Genomic DNA, 18,229 nt, shown 5'->3' with positions numbered 1-18,229 from the left:
GGTTGTCATTCGTGATAGCAAGAACGGATGGGACATCATGAATTGGCCTTATTAGTCTATGTATTTAACTAATAATAGAGTAAAATGAAGCATATCGCATTGCCCTGATAAAGAAGAAAACCGCCTCCGTCTCGTTCCCTTTTTCTGTTTCTCTTACCTGGTGGCTCGTCGGCGAGGGGCTGTGGCGTTGTTGCTTGAATCGGCCGAAAGGGCCTTTGGCAGCTGAAGGGAGGAGAAAGTCTTGTTGTGGACAATTTCCGTTGTGTTGATCGTTCTGTGGCTTCTGGGTCTGGTCAGCAATCACACGATGGGCGGTTTTATTCATGTCCTGCTGGTGGTCGCCGTCGTCGTCGTCCTCGTCAACATCATCAGCGGCAGGCGCGTGCTCTAGCTTGAGGGAAACGGGAGGAGGGGAAGTCTCGTGAAGGCAAATCGTCTGATCGGAGTCGCCCTGATCGCCTTGGGGGTCACCGTCTTCGTCTGCCAGGGGATAACCTATACAACCCGAGAAAAGGCCGTCGATCTGGGCCCCATTCAGGTGACGACGGAACAGACCCGAACGATTCCTCTGTCGCCGATCATGGGATCGGTCGCGCTGGTCGGCGGGGTCCTCCTGCTCCTGTTTGAAGCCAGGCGATGATGTCCCCTCGCCGACGCAGGGAAGAGGCGGACGTCGCGGCCCTGTCGACGCGGCGCTGAAGGCCTCTTCTCCTGCGGATCTTCTTTCGTCCTCTCCTCCGATGGTGGTAGAATGGCCTCCGTTTGCCCCTATTCCCGTCGGGAGGGATCCTGTTGCGATCGGAACGCACCTCGTTGTTCGGGGAGGGTCTTCGTGCGGCCTTTCCCGTGGCCGTCGGCTATTTCCCCATCGCCGTGGCCTTCGGCCTCCTGGCCCGATCGGCCGGAGTGCCCGGATCGGGGGCCATGGCCCTCTCCGTCGTCGTCTACGCCGGGGCGAGTCAGTTCGTGGCCGTCAATCTCATGGGCCTCGGCGCCTCCGTGGCCGAGATCGTCCTGGCCGTCTTCGTCCTCAATTTCCGTCACTTCCTCATGTCCTCGACGCTCGCGCGCCGCATCGCTCCCGGGACGTCGAGGGCGCGGCGGGCCCTTCTGGCCTTCGGCGTCACCGACGAGACCTATGCCGTGGCCTCGCTCCGGCCCGAGGCGGTCCTCTCTCCGGCCTTTCTGCTGGGGCTGAACCTTTTCTCCTACCTTTCCTGGGTGGCCGGCTCCTTCGTCGGCTTCTTCCTGGCCTCCTCCCTGCCCGATGTCTTTCAGAAGGGGATGGGCATCGCCCTTTACGCCATGTTCATCGGCCTTCTCGTTCCCTCGGCCCGGAAGAACAGGAAGGTCCTCGTCGTGGCCCTCCTCTCCATGGCCGTCAACGGTCTCTACCGGGTTTCGCCTCTGGCCGCCTTCGGCGGAGGCTGGGGCGTGCTGACGGCGACCGTCGCGGCGGCCCTCATCGGCGTCCGTCTTTTCCCCTCCGAGGCGGTCTCCCGATGAATCGGGCCCTTCTGACGGCCCTTCTCATGGCCCTCGTCACCTACCTGCCCCGCATGATCCCCCTCGTCTTCCTCGGCGACAGGAAGCTGCCCCCCTTCTGGGACAACCTGCTCCGCTACGTCCCCTACGCCGTGCTGGGGGCCCTCATCTTTCCCGAGACGCTGATGTCGACGGGCCGTCTGAGCTCCTCCCTGGCCGGGACGGCGACGGCTCTTGTCCTGGCCTGGTGCGGCCGGGGGCTGATCCAGGTCGTCTTCGGCGCCATCGCCGTAACCCTCGCTCTGGAGCTGCTTTTTTAGCTTCTTGCCCGGCCGCGCCGGGTCGGAGTGCCTTCTTGCGGCGGTCTTGCCGCATACGAAAGGCGCCTCGAGGCTTGACAGGCCTCGGGCGACCTGACATAATGCCCCCAATAACTTTTGTGCGAGGAGTGTTTGCGATGGCGACCAGGCTCAACGGACAGATCACCCTTTCCGGCCAGGCCATTATTATCGCCAACGCGGCTCCCCCTCGCGGGAACGGCGCTTAGGCGTCGTCGACCAGAAAAGCGAGGAAGGGGCCCCGATCACGGATCGGGGCCCCTTCTTTATTTTAAGGGCCCTTCGGGGTCGCCCGTAATGGAGAAAAGGGAGGATGAAACTCATGACAGCCACGGCACCCCTTCACGTCCAGACGCCCATGCTCGAGTCGCGCGATCTCAGCCGCGTCGCCGGGAAAGAGGTTTTCCTCAAGATGGAGTGTTTCCAGAACGCCGGTTCCTACAAGATCCGCGGCATCGGCCTTTTCTGCTCCCGGGCCCGTGACGAGGGAAAGAGTCGCCTCGTCGCCTCGTCGGCGGGCAACGCCGGCTACGCCGTGGCCTATGCCGGAAACCGTCTGGGCATGGAGGTCACCGTCGTCGTTCCCGAGACGACGAGCGCCGAGGCCAAGGAGCGCATCGCCTCCGAAGGGGCCCGCGTCGAGGTTTTCGGCGCCGTCTGGGACGACGCCGATGCCCACGGTCGGAAGCTGGCCGAGGCTTCGGGGGCGGCCTATGTCCATCCCTTCGACCACCCCACCCTCTGGGAGGGGTACCGGACCATCGCCCGCGAGGCCCGGACGCAGATGGCCCGTCCCGACGCCGTGGTCCTTTCCGTCGGCGGCGGCGGCATGATGTGCGGCGTCCTCGAAGGGCTCCGCGAGGTGGGCTGGGGCGACGTGCCTCTCGTGGCCGTCGAGCCCGAGGGGGCCGCCTCCTTCGGCGCCGCCCTCCGTTCGGGCCATGTCGTGACGCTCGATCGGATCTCGACGGTGGCCACCAGTCTGGCGACGCGGCGCGTCACGGCCGAGGCCGTCGCCTGGGCGGGCCGCCACGACGTCCGGGCCGTGACCGTCTCCGACGTCCAGGCCGTCTCGGCCTGCCGTCGCTTCGCCGACGACCACCGCGTGCTCGTCGAGCCCGCCTGCGGGGCCACCCTGGCCACCCTCTACGACGGCCACCCCGCCCTCGAGGGGGCCCGGTCCGTCATGGCCGTCGTCTGCGGCGGCATCGGCGTCAGCATGGCCCGCCTGGCCCAGTGGGAGCGCGATCTGGGTCTTCTTTCGGCGGCCTGAGGAAAGGTCGGAAAAAGGGAGGAGGGGCCCTCTCTTCGGAGAAAGCCCCTCGGGGAGGGGGGAGTTTCCGTTTCGCTCTGTCCGCCCCTCCCTCGCCCCGGAGGGCGAGGTTTCGGGCGGTTCCCGCGGCGCACCGTGAAGTCGGAGGGGTTTGACGAGGGAATGAGGTCATTTTAGGGGCCTCGCGTCGGCGGAACAAGCCTTCCCCTTCAGTCCTTCATCGAAATAATTGACGGGTGTCCAGAATGAGCAAAGGCTTTCGTTCCCCGGGGAAAGGGGGTTCCCCGGCCGGCGGGACAAAAAAACGAAGGTTGACAGTCGGCCCGGCGAGGCGTATCATTCCGTCCAACTTCGATGAAACGGGGAATCAGCGTGATGTCAGCGGCTTGCACAACTCGGAATTGGTGGTGGCGGACTTAGTCTGCCGCCAGGAGCCGTAGCGTCGCTTAAAAGCGTTTGAGCGAGAGGCCTTGGAGGCGGATCCCTTGGGGATTCACTTTCGAGGCCTCTCCCGTGTCGTTTTTCTTCCAGTTCAGGGAGGGGCCCCAGGGCCCCTCCCTATTTTCGTTCAGGAGGTCCGATGATGACGAGCCGAATCGAAACGAGTCCCGTCGAGATAGAAAAAGCACGTTCCTCCCAGGCCGGGCGCCTTCCTCTGGTCCTGGAGCTGCCCCGGCGGGGCCGCAGTCCCCGCTCCCTCTACGAGAGGCTCAAGGGGGGCCGGAGTCACACGCTTCTTCTCGAAAGCGGCGACGGCGGCATGGGCAAGGGGCGCTATTCCTTCATCGCCGTCGAGGCCGAGCGGATCTTTTCCGTCTCCGGCGACGGGTGCCGCTGTTCCGTTCACGACGGGGAGGGCCGCCTTCTTCAGGTTCATCCCTCGGGTCGGGAGCTGCGCCGCGCCGTCGAGGACTATCTGGGCACCTTTTCCTCCCTCCGCGAGGGGATGCCTCCCTTCGCCGGAGGGGTGGCGGGCTATTTCGGCTACGCCATGATCGAGCACTGGGAGGACCTCTTCCGGGGGGGGCGGTCCCTGGAGGGATCGGCTCTGCCCCGGGCCCTCCTCATGGGCTACGCCACCGTCGTCGCCGTCGATCACGAGAGGGATTCGATCCTGCTCATCCACCATGCCCCCGTCGGCGCCGAAGGCCTCGAGGCGGCCCTGGCCGCGGGTCACGACCACCTTCAGGGGTTGGTGCGCCTCCTCGAAGAGGCGGAGCGGCCGAGGCCGTCGGGGCCTTTCTTCCTCGGAGAGGTCCGGTCCGAGACGGGAAAGGCGGCCTTCATGAAGATCGTCGACGCCGGGAGGGAGGCCATCATCGACGGCGAGGTCTGTCAGGTCGTCCTCTCCCAGCGCTTTTCCGTCGAGACCGATCTGCCCGCCTCGACCGTCTACGAGGCCCTGGCCGAGGAGAATCCCTCGCCCTACCTCTTCCTCGTCGAGACGCCCGAAGTGAATCTCATCGGCTCCTCGCCGGAGGTTCTCGTCCGCCTCGAAGGCGACGCCGTCATGACCCGCCCTCTGGCCGGGACGAGGCCTCGGGGCCGCGACGAGGACGCCGACAGGGCTCTCGAGGCCGAGCTTCTGGCCGACGAAAAGGAGCGGGCCGAACATCTCATGCTCGTCGACCTGGCCCGCAACGATCTGGGACGGATCTGCCGGACCGGGTCGGTGACGGTGACGGAGCTCATGGGCGTCGAGCGCTATTCCCGGGTGATGCACATCGTCTCCCAGGTCGAGGGGGTGCGGCGGCCGGAGGTGAAGGCCTTCGACGTCCTCGAGGCGGCCTTCCCGGCCGGAACGGTCTCGGGGGCGCCCAAGATCCGCGCCATGGAGCTCATCGAAGAGTTCGAGGGAAGCCCCCGCGGTCCCTATGCGGGAGCCGTGGGCTACCTCTCCTCGACGGGCGATCTCGACACCTGCATCGCCATCAGGACCTTCGTCCAGGTCGGGGACGAGATTTCCGTCCAGGCCGGGGCGGGCGTCGTCTACGATTCCGTCGCCGAAAAGGAGTACGACGAGACGCGCAACAAGGCCGAGGCCCTTTTCCGGGCCCTGAAGAAGGCAGCAGAGAAAGGAGCGGGCCGATGATCCTGCTCGTCGACAACTACGATTCCTTCACCTACAACCTGGTCCAGCTCCTGGGCGAATTCGACGAGGTGACGACGGTCCGCAACGATCGCATCACCGTCGACGAGGCCCGGCGCCTCGGTCCCGACAGGATCGTCCTTTCGCCGGGACCGGGAGGGCCCGAAGGGGCGGGCGTGACGGTGGCCTTCGCCCGGGCCTTCTGCGGCGTCCTGCCCCTTCTGGGCGTCTGTCTGGGCCACCAGTCCATGGCCTTCGCCTTCGGCGGGAACGTCGTCCGGGCCTCCCGGCCCTGTCACGGCAAGGTCTCGGCCGTCCGCCACGACGGCAGAGGGATCTTCCGCGGACTGCCGTCGCCCTTCGAGGCGACGCGCTACCACTCTCTCGTCGTCGACGAGGCCTCCCTGCCGGCCGAGCTCCGCGTGACGGCCCGCTGCGACGACGGAACGGTCATGGCCCTGGAGCACGTCGACGCCCCCTTCTTCGGCGTCCAGTTTCACCCCGAATCGATTCTGACCGTCCAGGGGCGGAGGCTCCTGGAGAATTTCGCCGCCCTCTGAAAATCTGCGAGCCGAGCCGAGAGGAGTTGAGCCTTATGTTGAGAGTGCAGCTGGAACGTCTCATGGCCCGAAGGGATCTGAGCCATGACGAGATGACGGGGGCCATGGAGGCCCTCATGGAGGGAAGGGCGCCGGAGGCCCAGGTCGCGGCCTTTCTCACGGGCCTGCGGGCCAAGGGGGAGACCGTCGAGGAGATCGTCGCCGCCGCCTCGGTCATGCGCGACAAGGCTCAGGCCGTCCACGTCGCCGCCAGGCCCCTTCTGGACGTCGTCGGCACGGGAGGCGACGGGACGGGGACCTTCAACATCTCCACCCTGTCGGCCTTCGTCGCCGCAGCCGGAGGCGTGGCCGTGGCCAAGCACGGCAACCGCTCCGTTTCGAGCCGCTGCGGCAGCGCCGACGTGCTGGAGGCCCTGGGCTGCCCCCTCCTGGAGGAGGGATCGGCCGTCGAGGAGGCCGTCGCGACCGTGGGCTTCGGCTTCCTCTTCGCCCCCCACTTCCACAGGGCCATGAAAAACGTCGCTCCCGTCAGGAAGGCCCTGGGGATCAGGACGATCTTCAACGTTCTGGGCCCCCTGACCAATCCGGCCCGCCCCGACAGGATGGTTCTGGGCGTCTTTTCCCCCGAGCTGGTTCGGCCCATCGCCGAGACGCTGCGGCACATGGGCCTCAGGAAGGCCCTCGTCGTCTGCGGGGCCGGGGGAGCCGACGAGCTGACCCTGGAAGGGGCCAACCGGGTCTGTCTCCTCGACGGCGACAGCCTGGAGGAGAGGAACCTCTTTCCCGAGGAGGCCGGTCTCGCCCCTCGGCCTCTCGACGCCGCCCGGGGAGGCGACGCCGAGGCCAACGCCGCCCTGGCCCTGGAGATTTTCGCCGGAAGGGGAGGGGCCTCCCGCGATTTCGTCCTTCTCAACGCCGGGGCGGCCCTTTTCGTCGCCGACAGGGCCGCCTCTCTGAAGGAGGGCGTGGTCCTCGCCGCGGAGATCATCGACGACGGAAGGGCCGCGGCCAAACTGGAGCAGGTCCGTTCCCGGACGATGACGAGGGAGGGAGTGGCGTGATTCTCGACCGCATCGTCCGCTCCAAGATCGACGAAGTGGAAGGCCTGCGCGGGAAAAAACGCTCCCTCGCCGCGGCCCTGGCCGGTCCGGGAGTGACCGTCATCGCCGAGGTCAAGAAGGCCTCGCCCAGCAAGGGGCTGATCCGGGACGATTTCGATCCCCTCGCCCTGGCCCGGTCCTACGTCGCCGGCGGGGCCGGGGCCCTGTCGGTCCTGACCGACGGCCCCTTCTTCCAGGGGAGCCGGGAGATCTTCGGCCAGGTCCGGGCGGCCGTCGATCTGCCCCTGCTGCGCAAGGATTTCCTCATCGATCCCCTTCAGGTCTACGAAAGCCTTTTCCTCGGGGCCGACGCGGTCCTTCTCATCGTCGCCGTCCTCGGCGAGACGATCGGGGCGATGGTCGATCTCGTCGCCTCCCTGGGGATGGAGAGCCTCGTCGAGGTCCACGACGAGAGGGAGCTTCACCTGGCCCTGGAGACCCGATCGCCCCTCATCGGCGTCAACAACAGGGACCTGCGCGACTTCACCGTCGATCTGGCCCTGACGGGGCGTCTCGTCGCCGAGAGGGACAGGCTGGGCGATTCGCGGCCCGTCGTCGCCGAAAGCGGCATATTCGACCGTCGCGACGTGGAGCGCCTCGAGGCCTGCGGCGCGGCGGCCGTCCTCGTCGGCGAGGCCCTCGTCCGGTCCGACGATCCGGCCGCCCTCATCGCCTCCCTGAGGGGCCGGAGATGACGCGGGTCAAGCTCTGCGGCCTCACCCGGCCCGAGGACGTGAGGGCCGCCGTCGAGCTGGGCTTCGACGCCCTGGGCTTCATCCTCGTCCCGACGAGCCCCCGCCGCGTCACCTTCGAGGCCGTGGCGGCCCTGAGGCCTCTCGTCCCTCCCTTCGTGGCCGTCGTGGCCGTCGTGGCCGGCGCCGCCGAGGAGGAGCTGGACCGTCTCGTCGCCTCCAGGCTTTTCGACGCCGTCCAGTTTCACGGAGGCGAGACGCCGGACCTCGTCGCCTCTGTCCCTCTGCGACGTATCGTGGCCCTCTCCGTCGCCGAGAGGGGCGACCTCGACAGGGCCAGGGACTACGGCGGCGTGGCCGACGCCTTCCTCCTGGACACGAAGTGGGGAGGAAAGCGGGGCGGGACGGGCCGTTCCTTCGACTGGAATGTGCTTCGAGGCTTTGATTTCGGTAGACCTATCGTTCTGGCCGGCGGCCTGGGGCCGGAAAACCTGAAGAGGGCCGTCGAGGCCGTCGGGCCCGATGCCGTCGATCTCAACAGCCGTCTCGAATCGGCGCCGGGCGTCAAGGATCGTCGTCTGATGGAAGAGGCCATGAGGGTCCTGGGACGTCCGGGACCTGTCGGGGAAGGGAGAGGAAGAGGATGAAACGAGGCTATTACGGCCCCTTCGGGGGGCGCTACGTGCCCGAAACGCTGATGGCGGCCCTCGACGAACTCGAGAGGACCTACAGGGCCCTCCGCGACGAGGCGGCCTTTCAGGAGGAGCTGGCCTTTCTGCTGAGCCGTTTCGGCGGCAGGCCCACGCCCCTCTATTTCGCCGAAAGGCTCACGGCCCATCTGGGCGGGGCCAGGATCTACCTCAAGAGGGAAGATCTGAATCACACGGGGGCCCACAAGATCAACAACGCCCTGGGCCAGGCCCTCGTGGCCCGCCGTCTGGGCAAGAGGCGCGTCATCGCCGAGACGGGGGCGGGACAGCACGGCGTGGCGACGGCCACGGCGGCGGCCCGTTTCGGCCTGGAGTGCACCGTCTTCATGGGCGAAGAGGACATGCGTCGCCAGGCCGTGAACGTGGAGCGCATGAAGCTCCTCGGCTCGGAAGTCGTTCCCGTCACGTCGGGGACGGGAACGCTCAAGGACGCCACCAACGAGGCGATCCGCCACTGGGCGGCCACCGTCGAGGAGACGCACTACATCATCGGCTCCGTCGTCGGGCCCCATCCCTACCCCATGATGGTCCGCGATTTCCAGCGCGTCATCGGCGACGAGGCGCGCCGTCAGATCCTGGCCGACGAGGGACGTCTTCCCGACGTGCTCCTGGCCTGCGTCGGCGGCGGCAGCAACGCCATGGGGCTCTTTTATCCCTTCCTCGACGATCCCGTCGCCCTCGTCGGCGTCGAGGCGGCCGGTCGGGGCGTCGAGACGGGGGAGCACGCCGCCACTCTGGGGGCGGGGCGCGTCGGCGTCCTTCACGGCAGCCGATCCTACCTTCTCCAGGACGGCGACGGCCAGGTCGTCGAGGCCTATTCCCTCTCGGCCGGTCTGGACTACCCCGGCGTGGGGCCCGAGCACAGCTTCCTCAAGGAGTCGGGCCGGGCCCGGTACGTTTCCGTCACCGACGACGAGGCCGTCGAGGCCTTTCGGCTCCTCTGCCGCCTCGAGGGGATCATCCCGGCCCTGGAAAGCTCCCACGCCCTGGCGGAGACGATGAAGCAGGCCCCCGGCCTGGCCGGGAAGGTCCTCGTCGTCTGCCTTTCGGGCCGGGGCGACAAGGACATGGAATCGATCGCGTCCTATCTTCGGAAGGGAGAGAAACAGTCATGAGCCGTCTTTCTCGGGCCTTCGGGGGCCGCAAGGCCCTCGTCACCTACATCACGGCAGGCGACCCCGACATGGCCGTCACGGCCGACCGCATCCTCTGTCTCGACGCCTCCGGCGCCGACGTCATCGAGCTGGGCGTTCCCTTCTCCGACCCCCAGGCCGACGGCCCCGTCATCCAGGCGGCGGGCCAGAGGGCCCTCCGCAGGGGGGCCACTCTGGCCGGGATTCTCGATCTGGCCGCGGGCCTGAAGGGGAAGATCGGGGCCCCTCTCGTCCTCATGGGCTATTACAACCCCATCCTGAACTACGGCGAGGAGCGATTCGCCCGCGACGCCGCCGAATCGGGCCTGTCCGGCGTCATCGTTCCCGATCTCCCCTACGACGAGGGAGAGCTCCTCTACGGGGCCCTGGAGCGACGGGGCGTCGACGCCGTCCTCATGGCGACGCCCAACGCCGCCTCGGACCGTCTCGTCGAGGTGGGGCGCAGGAGCCGGGGCTTCCTCTACTGCGTCTCCCTTCTGGGCGTGACGGGGACGGGCAAGGCCCTCCACGGCGATCTCGAGGCCTACATGGCTCGGGTGAGAGAGACGACCGATCTCCCCCTGGCTCTGGGCTTCGGCATCGACGGCCCCGAAAAGGCCCGACTCTGCGCCTCTCTGGCCGACGGCGTCGTCGTCGGCAGCGCCCTGGTGCGCCTCGCCGAGACCTGTCAAGGCGACGCGGCGCGCCTCCTGGAGGAGACGCGCCGCATGGTGGCGGAGCTGCGCGAGGCCCTCGACGGCCTTCAGATGGCGGAGTCGCCGCAGGGGTAGGAGCCGAGGACGCGCAGCCGGAAGCACTGTTCGCCCATGGCCTTCAGAGCCGAGGCGAGAGGCTCTTCCCCGGCGTCGCCCTCGACGTCGAGGAAGAAGACGTACTCGAAGGGGTTCTCCGGCAGGGGGCGGGACTGGATGAAGGTGAGGTTCCGCTGGGCCTCCCTCAGGGGTTCGAGGGCGCCCAGAAGCGACCCCGGCCGATGGGCGACGTAGAAGAGGAGGGAGGTCTTGGCCCCCTGCCCCGGCCTGGAGGGGTCGCGGCCGACGATCCAGAAGCGGGTCCTGTTGTTGGGCTGGTCCTGGATGGAGCGGCGGAGGATCGTCAGCCCCCGGGAGAGGGCGGCGGCCTCGCTGCAGATGGCGGCGATTCCCCTCTCGGCCGAGGCCTCCTGGGCGGCGCCGCTCGTCGTCGACGAGGGTTTCTGGGGCGTCCCGGCCAGATGGGCGGTCAGCCAGAGGCGGCATTGGGCCAGGGCCTGAGGGTGGGAGCGGACCTCGACGATCTCCTCGAGGGAACAGCCGCCCGTGGCCAGGACGTGACGGATCGGCAGACGGACCTCGCCGACGATGGCCAGGTCCGTCGGGGCCTTGGCGAAGGCGTCGAGGGTGGCGTAGACGACGCCTTCGATGGTGTTCTCGATGGGGACGACGGCCAGAGTGGCCTCGCCCCGTTCCAGGGCGGCGAAGGCCTCCCAGGGACCGGCGGTGAAGACGGGGTCGATGGAATGTCCCAGCCCGGCATGGGCGGCCTGCTGGGAGAAGGAGCCCTCGGGGCCCATGAGGGCCACCCGGGGGCGCTGCTGGACGGCCCGGCAGAGGGAGATGACTTCGCGCTGGATCGCCTCCAGGCCTTTGCCGTCCAGGCTCGGGTGTCTGCCCTTGAGCCTTTCGATGACGGTGCGCTCCCGGGCCGGGTCGAAGACGGGCGATTCCCCCTTGGCCTCGCCGACGGACCGGGCGAGGGCCTGCCGCTTTTCCAGGAGGAGGGCGAGCGCTTCGTCGACGTCGTCGATGGCCTGGCGGAGACGGTGCAGTTCGGCTTCGTTCATGGCGACTCCTTTTCGTCGGGGCCTTGCCCCGGAATACGGTCAAGTGGCCCGACCGGGCCACTTGACGGCGTTCTCGCCTTCGGAGGCGCCTTCGGTCTAGGCGACGAGGCCCGCTCCGAGGTAGGTCGCCCCCGATCCGTCGTTTCGTCCCATCGCCCAGGGGGCGCTGTAGGCCTGGAGGAGCTGGTCCCGGTCCTCTTCGGAGGCGATGAAGGAGAAGAGAAGATCGGGCTCGCGCCGGTCCGACGGCGAGGTCCTCGTCCCGTCGGAGTCCGCCGCGGAATCGGAGGAACGCTCCGGCGTCGTCGGCTCGTCCGGCGCGAGGGGAAGGGCTCCGTCCTCCTGCGAGTCCTCTCCGTCTCCCCTTCGGGAGAGCTCCTGCCGGGCCTGGGTCACGGCGGCCGAGGCCTTGGAGGCGACCCTGAAATCCTGCGCCGAAGGGGCGCCCGGTGCCAGGGCGGCCGAGCGGGCCTGTTCCATGATGCGGATCGTCTCCTCCGGCGTGCGCCCCGCCGGGGCGGAGATGGGGACTTCGCCGCCGACGGCGTAGCTGGCTCCGTCGGGGCCCTGGACATAGGTGTAGGAGACGGCCCCGGCGTAGGGGCCGCCGGCGGCCATGTGGGCCGCCTCGTGGGCCCGGACCTCCCTGTCGATCTTGCGGAGCTCGTCGACGGCGGCCTCCTCCTCGAGATCCTCTTCGGCCGAAGAGGAGGCGAGGTCGACCTGACGGCCGAGATCGGAGGAGAGGTTCTCCTCGCGATCGGCCGAGGAGGCGGAGCTTCCGCCCTCTTCGCTGTAGGTGACGCGGGCTCCCGTGATGTAGCGTTTGCCGTCGGGGCCGATGGTGTACTCGTACTGGACGGAGGCGTCGCGGACCTTGGGGTCTCCCGTGAGGGTCCGCTCCTCCTGGAGAAGGCGCGCCTCGGCACGGCTCAGCTCCCGGCTCCGCTCCTGGGCGGAGGAGGCCGGGACCGACTTCGCCTCCGTCGAGACCTTCCCCCCTCCGTAGAGAGACGAAAGACTCTCGGGCCTCATGGCCGTCGTGGCTTCGATGCCCATCACCAACCCCCCTTTTCGAGAGGACACTCCCCGTCGCGGAGAGAGGGATAGAACAAACCCACTTTATTTTAGGGCCGAAGGCCTGCCGATGGCAAGGAGGGAGATCGCGAAAAGGCTCCTGTATACCCCGGCGGTCAGGGCTCGCTCCGCGCCCTCTTCGTGCCGAAGGCCTCGACGAAGCGCCGGTTCTGCTCCTGAGTCCCCACGACGGCGACGTAGTCTCCCGCGCGGAGGACGAGGGAGCCCGTGACGTCGGGGAAAGCGTTCTCGTCCCGTCCGACGGCCACGACGGAGAGGCCGAAGCCGGAGCGGATGGGCGTCTCCGAAAGCCTCTTGCCGACGAGGGGGTTGCCCTCGTGAAGGTAGATCCACTCGAGCTGAATGCGTTCCGTCGCCCTGCGCAGGCGGGAGAGGGCCTCGTGTTCGGGGCGGCCGTCGAAGGGGTCGGCCTGACCGGCACGTCTCAGCGTCTCGATCTCCCTATGGACGACCGTGGCGGGCACGTCGAGCTGAAGCAGGGCCTGGCGGGCCATCTCGAGCCCGGCCTCCATCTCGGGATCGATGACGCGCGTCACCCCTCTCTCTTCGAGGAGGCGGCGGTCCTCGCGGCTCTCGGCCCGGGCCATGACGGGGATCGTCCCGTTCCGTTTCCGGGCGGCCCGGAAGACATCGAGGGTTTCCAGCCTTCCCCGGAGGGTGATGACGAGCAGTCGGGCCCTTTCGATTCCGGCGGCCTCGACGATGGCGTCCTGGCCCGGATCGCCGAAAAGCAGGCTCAGCCCCTCTTCCTGTCCCTTGAGAAAGGTGGCGTGGTGAGGCTCGATGATGAGGTAGGGGTGCTCCAGGCTGCGGAGGACGAAGCCGATGTGGCGCCCGAAGGTTCCTCCTCCGGCGATGACGACATGGTCGGCCAGGCCCGTCGGGGGGAGATTGACGGTGCGGATCGCGTCGGGTTTTTTCAGCCGCTTGACGAGGCCGTAGGCGGGACCGGTCAGTCCCGTCGCCAGGGGGCCCAGGAGCATGGAGAGGATGACGACGTTCAGGGCCAGGGCGTAGATGTCGTAGGGGATGGCGCCGCTGTCCAGTCCGCGCTGAAGGACGATGAAGGCGATCTCCGAGAGGGGGATCATGCCCAGGAAGAGGGCCAGGGGGATGACGTTGCGGTAGCCGAAGAGGCGTCCCGTCCCGGCCAGGATGGTCCCTCGGGCGAGGGTCACGGCGGCCAGAAGGGCGGCGATGGTCCTCCAGCGGGCGACGAGGAAGGAGGGGTCGAAGAGCATGCCGATGGTGACGAAAAAGAGGAGGCCGAAGAGGTCCCGGACGGGGACGAGGTCGTTCAGGGCGGCCCGGCCGTAATCGGACTCGCTCAGGACCAGTCCGGCGATGAAGGCTCCGAAGGCGAAGGAGAGGTCGAGGGAGTAGGTCAGATAGCCGACGCCGAGGCCGGTGGCCGTCACGGCCAGGACGAAGAGCTCCCGCGATTCCCATCGGGCCACGCGCTCCATGAGGTGCGGGATGATGCGGGCCCCGGCGTAGAGCATGGCGGCGACGAAAAGGATGACCTTGATCAGGGGTTTGAGGACGCCGACGAGGGAGACGCCCGAGCTCTCGAGGCTCATCATGATGACCATGAGGGGGATGACGAGAATGTCCTGGACGATGGACATGCCCAACATGACGCGGCTCGAAAGGGTTCCCATCTGTCCTCGCGACGCGAGGGTCTTGGCGATGACGGCCGTGCTGGACGAGGCGATGGCGACGGAGAACCAGAGGGAGGGCGTCGTCTCCCAGCCGAGATAGCGCCCCAGGGCGAAGCCGACGAGGAGGGTCAGGAGCACCTGCAGCGCCGAGCCGCCCAGGGCGATGGCCCTGATGGGTTTGAGGCTTTTGAGGGAGAACTCCAGGCCTAAGGAAAAGAGGAGGAGGGCCACGCCGATCTCGGCGAGCTGCTCGATCTCGTCGACGTCGGAGACGGTGACGCCGCCCGTGAAGGGGCCCACGGCGATCCCGGCCAGGATGTAGCCCAGGATGAGGGGCTGGTTGAGCTTCCGGGCCGCCAGGCCTCCCAGAAGGCCGACGATGACGACGATGATGAGATCGGTGGCGATGCCCACGAAATCCCCTCTCTTCTTCGGAATGATCCTCCTCCATGATAGGGGAGAGAAGAGAGAAAGGCCATCGTCATTCTTCCTCTGCGCGAGGCCCGAAGGCCGGGGAGCCGCGCTTCCGCCGCGGCGGCGATAGGAAAAAAGTCGAGAGGGAGACCGTCGTCGGGGTTCAGCGGTCTCCCTTCTTGTCCCTGAAGATCTGATCGAGTTTCCACCGCAGGGTTTCCCTGACGATGGCCAGAATGTGGCAGATGTCCTCTTCGGCGATCCGGCGCAGGATGTCGGCGTCCCTTTCGGGCAGGGCGTCGCGGCAGTGGCCCGCGGTGGCGAGCTTGACGATCGCCGCCAGGTTCCGGTGCCTTTCCGTGGGGTAGCCCTCGGAGGTTTCGCGGGGCACCATATCGCTCAGGGGAATTCCGAGGGTGGCGGCGACGGTGAGCGTCTTGGCGGCGTCGCGGTCCCGCTCCCAGTCGCGGTAGGCCTCGACCTGTTTGGGGGAGGCCGCGACGGTCCGTCCCGAGGGCAGAGCGAGCTCGATCGTGAGGCTCTCCCCCTCTCCGGCGCGGTTCGCCCCCCTTCCCGTGTGCGTTTCCCCTGTCAATGCCATCCCGCCTGTCTCTGTGTCGGATCGAAAGGGAGTCTTTCCGAAGGAACCCGTCTCCGATGGGGGACGGGGGTCTTCCGTTTCGCCGACGAGATACGAGACGGAAGTCTTCAGCGTGGCGGCGACCCTGCTCAAGACCGCGATATCCGGCGATGTCGTCCCCTTTTCCCAGGCGCCGACGGTCTGTCTCCGCACGCCGAGGACCTGGGCCAGATCTTCCTGTTTCAATCCCAGGCGTTTCCGGGCCTTTCGTAAGGTATCGCCCCAAATTTTCTCCGCAGCCACGTCATCCCCCCCCTTCGATGTCCGCATGAGCGTACATGGATGGGAAGCAAAGGGCAAGATCGCTCAATAAAACATTTCAAGTACGTTTCTATTGACTTAGAGGGAATAGATGCTACCATGCAGTTGAAAACGCACATAAACGGAGGTGATGTTCTTGAAAAAGGACCTGGGTGCCGCTCTCCGGGCGAGAAGGGTGTCGCTGGGAATGACCCAGCAAACTTTGGCGAACATGGTGGGCGTCCGGCGGCAGACGCTGCTGTCGTGGGAGCTCGGCCGCAGCCTTCCCAGCGTCGAGGCTCTGGGCGCTCTCGAAGGACATCTGGGCCTCGAGCGTGGCGAGCTCTTCGTCCGCCTCTCCCCGGCGGAGGAGGGGCGTCCCCTCCGCCTCGGAGGGGGCCGGAGGCTCGATCGATCCTGAGTTCCCCCGAGGAGACCGTCGTCTGCGTCTCTGCCGTCCTCGGCGGGGAGAGGCCGATGGCACCGTCCTCTCCCCCTCTTCACAGTCTTCCGGGTGGCCCCTGCTTTTTTCGCGCGGCGGGCCGCCGAGGCGCCTTGTCCGTCTGCGGCTTCCGCCCCGAGAGGATCGTCTCGCCGTAGGATCACGGCGCCCGCTGCCGTCACGGCCGCCCTTCGCCGAAAGCGTTCTCTCCCTTTTTTCGGCCTTCGCGGCGGCCTGCTCTTTTCGCCGAGAGGGCATTATAGCAGAGATTCAAGGAAATCGGAGGTTCGTTTCCCCGTCGCAAAAGAGGGACCTTTTTTTGTCCCCGATGTCGGGGGGATCATCTATTCGTTATATAAATAACGAATAGATTCGAGAAAAAGGGTTTCTCCGAATAAAGATGAATAAAACATTAGAGACGAGACGGATGATCCGTCCTTTCCGGGGAAAGGAATCCAAAATACTCTTTCTTGTATCATATACCAGAAACGGGACAAATGGAGCGAAGGGGCCGCGGTTTTTCAGATGTTTCACCCATCCCATTCGAAAAGAGGTCTTTCCCATGTCCTTCTTCCGACGCATGAAAACTTTCGGCAAACTCTCTCTCCTCGTCGCCATTCTTTCCTCTTCTCTCGTCGCCGTCGGCTTCATCGGATACAGGGCGGCCGACCGGGCCGGGAAGGATCTCGCCGATCTCTATGAAAACGTCTTCACGCCGGCCCTCCTGGCCAACGACATCAGAGTTCACGCCCGAGCCGTCGAGCGCGATATTTATCATCTCATGCTTACCGAAAACGAGGAGGACAAGGCCGCCCTCGGCAGCGAGATAGCCGATCGGAGCCGCCGCGCCGACGAGGACATCGTCCGGATCCGCCAGGCCGACCTTGATGAGGGGGACCTGCGCCTGTTGGACCAGGTCGAGGAGACCCGGAGGATCTTCCGGGACGATCTGGAAGAGGTCCTCGCCCTGGCCCGCATCAACAGAAAGGGCGAGGCCTACGAGTTGTTCCGCGATCACACGGCCCCTCTCGGCGAGGCCTATCAGGCCGCCCTGGCCCGTTTCGCCGCCGACCAGGAGAGTGACGCCGACGAGCGGAGGGACTCGGTCGCCGCGGCCAACGCCGGGGCCGTCAGGCAGCTTCTGATTCTCTCCGTGGCGGCTCTGCTTCTGGCCTCTCTGGCGGGGCTTCTCATCGGCCGCGCCATCACCCGTCCCCTGGCCCGCCTCGAAGGTCTCGTGGCCCGCTTCGCCGAGGGGGACCTGACGGTCTCCTTTTCCGACGAGGGTCGCGACGAGGTGGCCTCCATCGCCTCGGCCCTGGAAGGGATGGGGCGGAGCCTGAGCGAGGTCATCGCCGCCGTGGCCGACATCGCCGCACGCCTGAGTCACGAGGCCCAGGAATTCGCCTCTTTGGCCGAAGAATCCAACGCCGGAGTCGAAGAGGCCCGCAGCGGCGTCGAGACCGTGGGAGGCGCCATGGAGAACCTGGCCGCCATAGGACAAGAGCTCAACGCCTCCGTCGAGGAGGTGGCCGCCGGGGCCACGACGACGGCCAACCGCAGCGGCGACGTCTCGGCCGAAGTGGAAGAGGCCCGCAGGGCCGGGGAGTCGGGCATGGAGGCCGTGACGCGGACCGTCGTCACCATGACGGAGGTGACGAAGGAGGCCGAGGCCTCGTCGAAGGCCGCCGTGGCCCTGGCCGAGAAGGCGGCCCAGATCCAGAAGATCGTCGCCGTCATCTCGGGCATCGCCGACCAGACGAACCTGCTGGCCCTCAACGCCGCCATCGAGGCGGCCCGGGCGGGCGAGCACGGCCGGGGCTTCGCCGTCGTCGCCGAGGAGGTGCGCAAGCTGGCCGAGGAGTCCAACGGGGCGGCCCGTAACATCGCCGACCTGGCCGGGTCCATCGCCGCCGACCTGGCCTCGGTCCGCGCCGGGGCGGACCGGAACCGCGAGGGGGCCCGCAACGCCGACGGCCTCGTCCGGGAGGCCTCGGCGAAGATCGGCCTCATCCTGAAGGGGCTGGAGAACATCGCCGGATCGGCCCAGGACCTGGCCGCCGTCAGCGAGGAACAGGCCGCCTCGAGCGGGGAGATCGCCTCGGCCGTCCAGGACATGGCCGGCAAGGTGAGCGACTCCAACGCCATGGCGCGCAACGTCCGCGACCAGGTGGTCGAGGTGGCGACGGCGGCCGAGCGCGTCGCCAAGGGCGCCGAGGGACTGGCCCGCATCGGCGAGGACCTTCAGCGGCGGGTGGCCTTCTTCCGCACCGACGCCTCCGATCCGGCGGGGCTTCTGCCCGTCGCGAGGGGCTGAGCGGCGCCCTTCCGTCGGCCTCTGCATCCGCAGGCGATGAGGGACCGAAACTCCGTCAAGCGGGCTGCAACGCGTCTGCGGCGTGGAAGAACGTGCCTCGGACCCGCGCCGGTCGGGTCCTTCACGTGGTCCCCGAATCGACGGATCCGGTTGAGCGGGTCCTGGCGGGCCTGAGAATTTTGGCGGCCGAGGGG

Annotated in this window: 18 protein-coding genes and 1 pseudogene; 14 read left to right on the top strand and 5 right to left on the bottom strand. The window is 67.2% G+C overall.

What is annotated here, in order from left to right:
- Window positions 1-241: 241 nt before the first annotated feature.
- The 12 genes from KAR29_RS10800 (at window position 242) to trpA (ending at window position 10,171) form a co-directional block, all read left to right on the top strand.
- The gene (locus tag KAR29_RS10800) at window positions 242-391 is read left to right on the top strand and encodes a lmo0937 family membrane protein (RefSeq protein WP_274373000.1); all 150 of its coding nucleotides are present in this window, start codon (window positions 242-244) and stop codon (window positions 389-391) included.
- 30 nt (window positions 392-421) lie between these two features.
- Window positions 422-640: a hypothetical protein gene (locus KAR29_RS10795; protein WP_274372999.1), complete on the top strand. Its 219-nt coding sequence runs from the start codon at window positions 422-424 to the stop codon at window positions 638-640.
- Window positions 641-792: 152 nt separating this feature from the next.
- On the top strand, window positions 793-1,506 hold the full coding sequence (locus KAR29_RS10790) for an AzlC family ABC transporter permease (protein ID WP_274372998.1): 714 nt from the start codon (window positions 793-795) through the stop codon (window positions 1,504-1,506).
- Complete coding sequence (locus KAR29_RS10785; protein WP_274372997.1) at window positions 1,503-1,805, top strand: AzlD domain-containing protein; 303 nt, start codon at window positions 1,503-1,505, stop codon at window positions 1,803-1,805. Before KAR29_RS10790 ends, KAR29_RS10785 begins: the two co-directional genes overlap by 4 nt.
- A 331-nt stretch (window positions 1,806-2,136) precedes the next feature.
- Window positions 2,137-3,096 (top strand): pyridoxal-phosphate dependent enzyme, encoded by a 960-nt coding sequence (locus KAR29_RS10780; protein ID WP_274372996.1) that lies wholly within the window; start codon window positions 2,137-2,139, stop codon window positions 3,094-3,096.
- 583 nt (window positions 3,097-3,679) lie between these two features.
- Window positions 3,680-5,188 carry an anthranilate synthase component I family protein gene (locus tag KAR29_RS10775; protein ID WP_274372995.1) on the top strand — a complete coding sequence of 503 codons (1,509 nt, stop codon included), beginning with the start codon at window positions 3,680-3,682 and terminating at the stop codon, window positions 5,186-5,188.
- Window positions 5,185-5,745, top strand: a complete 561-nt coding sequence (locus KAR29_RS10770; RefSeq protein WP_274372994.1) for an anthranilate synthase component II — start codon at window positions 5,185-5,187, stop codon at window positions 5,743-5,745. The genes KAR29_RS10775 and KAR29_RS10770 overlap by 4 nt, the downstream gene beginning before the upstream one ends.
- A 35-nt stretch (window positions 5,746-5,780) precedes the next feature.
- The gene (gene trpD / locus KAR29_RS10765; RefSeq protein WP_274372993.1) at window positions 5,781-6,806 is read left to right on the top strand and encodes an anthranilate phosphoribosyltransferase; all 1,026 of its coding nucleotides are present in this window, start codon (window positions 5,781-5,783) and stop codon (window positions 6,804-6,806) included.
- Window positions 6,803-7,540: an indole-3-glycerol phosphate synthase TrpC gene (trpC, locus tag KAR29_RS10760; RefSeq protein WP_274372992.1), complete on the top strand. Its 738-nt coding sequence runs from the start codon at window positions 6,803-6,805 to the stop codon at window positions 7,538-7,540. The genes trpD and trpC overlap by 4 nt, the downstream gene beginning before the upstream one ends.
- Window positions 7,537-8,184 carry a phosphoribosylanthranilate isomerase gene (locus tag KAR29_RS10755; protein WP_274372991.1) on the top strand — a complete coding sequence of 216 codons (648 nt, stop codon included), beginning with the start codon at window positions 7,537-7,539 and terminating at the stop codon, window positions 8,182-8,184. The genes trpC and KAR29_RS10755 overlap by 4 nt, the downstream gene beginning before the upstream one ends.
- Window positions 8,181-9,362: a tryptophan synthase subunit beta gene (gene trpB, locus KAR29_RS10750; RefSeq protein ID WP_274372990.1), complete on the top strand. Its 1,182-nt coding sequence runs from the start codon at window positions 8,181-8,183 to the stop codon at window positions 9,360-9,362. Before KAR29_RS10755 ends, trpB begins: the two co-directional genes overlap by 4 nt.
- Complete coding sequence (gene trpA, locus KAR29_RS10745; protein WP_274372989.1) at window positions 9,359-10,171, top strand: tryptophan synthase subunit alpha; 813 nt, start codon at window positions 9,359-9,361, stop codon at window positions 10,169-10,171. Before trpB ends, trpA begins: the two co-directional genes overlap by 4 nt.
- Here the strand turns inward: trpA and pheA are convergent.
- The 5 genes and pseudogenes from pheA to KAR29_RS14110 form a co-directional block, all read right to left on the bottom strand.
- Window positions 10,144-11,223 carry a prephenate dehydratase gene (pheA, locus tag KAR29_RS10740; RefSeq protein ID WP_274372988.1) on the bottom strand — a complete coding sequence of 360 codons (1,080 nt, stop codon included), beginning with the start codon at window positions 11,221-11,223 and terminating at the stop codon, window positions 10,144-10,146. The genes trpA and pheA overlap by 28 nt on opposite strands.
- A 96-nt stretch (window positions 11,224-11,319) precedes the next feature.
- Window positions 11,320-12,282, bottom strand: coding sequence for a putative metalloprotease CJM1_0395 family protein (locus KAR29_RS10735; RefSeq protein ID WP_274372987.1), 963 nt, complete (start codon window positions 12,280-12,282; stop codon window positions 11,320-11,322).
- Between the two features lie 134 nt (window positions 12,283-12,416).
- Entirely contained in the window at window positions 12,417-14,396 is a 1,980-nt protein-coding gene (locus KAR29_RS10730) for a cation:proton antiporter domain-containing protein (RefSeq protein WP_274372986.1), read from the bottom strand.
- A gap of 163 nt (window positions 14,397-14,559) precedes the next feature.
- Window positions 14,560-14,997, bottom strand: coding sequence for a hypothetical protein (locus KAR29_RS10725; protein ID WP_274372985.1), 438 nt, complete (start codon window positions 14,995-14,997; stop codon window positions 14,560-14,562).
- Between the two features lie 99 nt (window positions 14,998-15,096).
- Window positions 15,097-15,306: pseudogene (locus tag KAR29_RS14110) on the bottom strand (helix-turn-helix transcriptional regulator); the annotation flags it as partial.
- 121 nt (window positions 15,307-15,427) lie between these two features.
- Between KAR29_RS14110 and KAR29_RS10720 the strand changes: the two are divergent.
- Both KAR29_RS10720 and KAR29_RS10715 read left to right on the top strand, forming a co-directional pair.
- Window positions 15,428-15,697: a helix-turn-helix transcriptional regulator gene (locus tag KAR29_RS10720; RefSeq protein WP_274372984.1), complete on the top strand. Its 270-nt coding sequence runs from the start codon at window positions 15,428-15,430 to the stop codon at window positions 15,695-15,697.
- Between the two features lie 601 nt (window positions 15,698-16,298).
- Window positions 16,299-18,035, top strand: coding sequence for a methyl-accepting chemotaxis protein (locus KAR29_RS10715; RefSeq protein WP_274372983.1), 1,737 nt, complete (start codon window positions 16,299-16,301; stop codon window positions 18,033-18,035).
- Window positions 18,036-18,229: the final 194 nt, after the last annotated feature.

The organism is Aminithiophilus ramosus, from assembly GCF_018069705.1.
In the GTDB taxonomy this organism is placed as follows: Bacteria; Synergistota; Synergistia; order Synergistales; family Aminithiophilaceae; genus Aminithiophilus; species Aminithiophilus ramosus.
The sequence above is the reverse complement of the archived record's forward strand: the minus strand, read 5'-3'. Positions and strand labels throughout refer to the sequence as shown.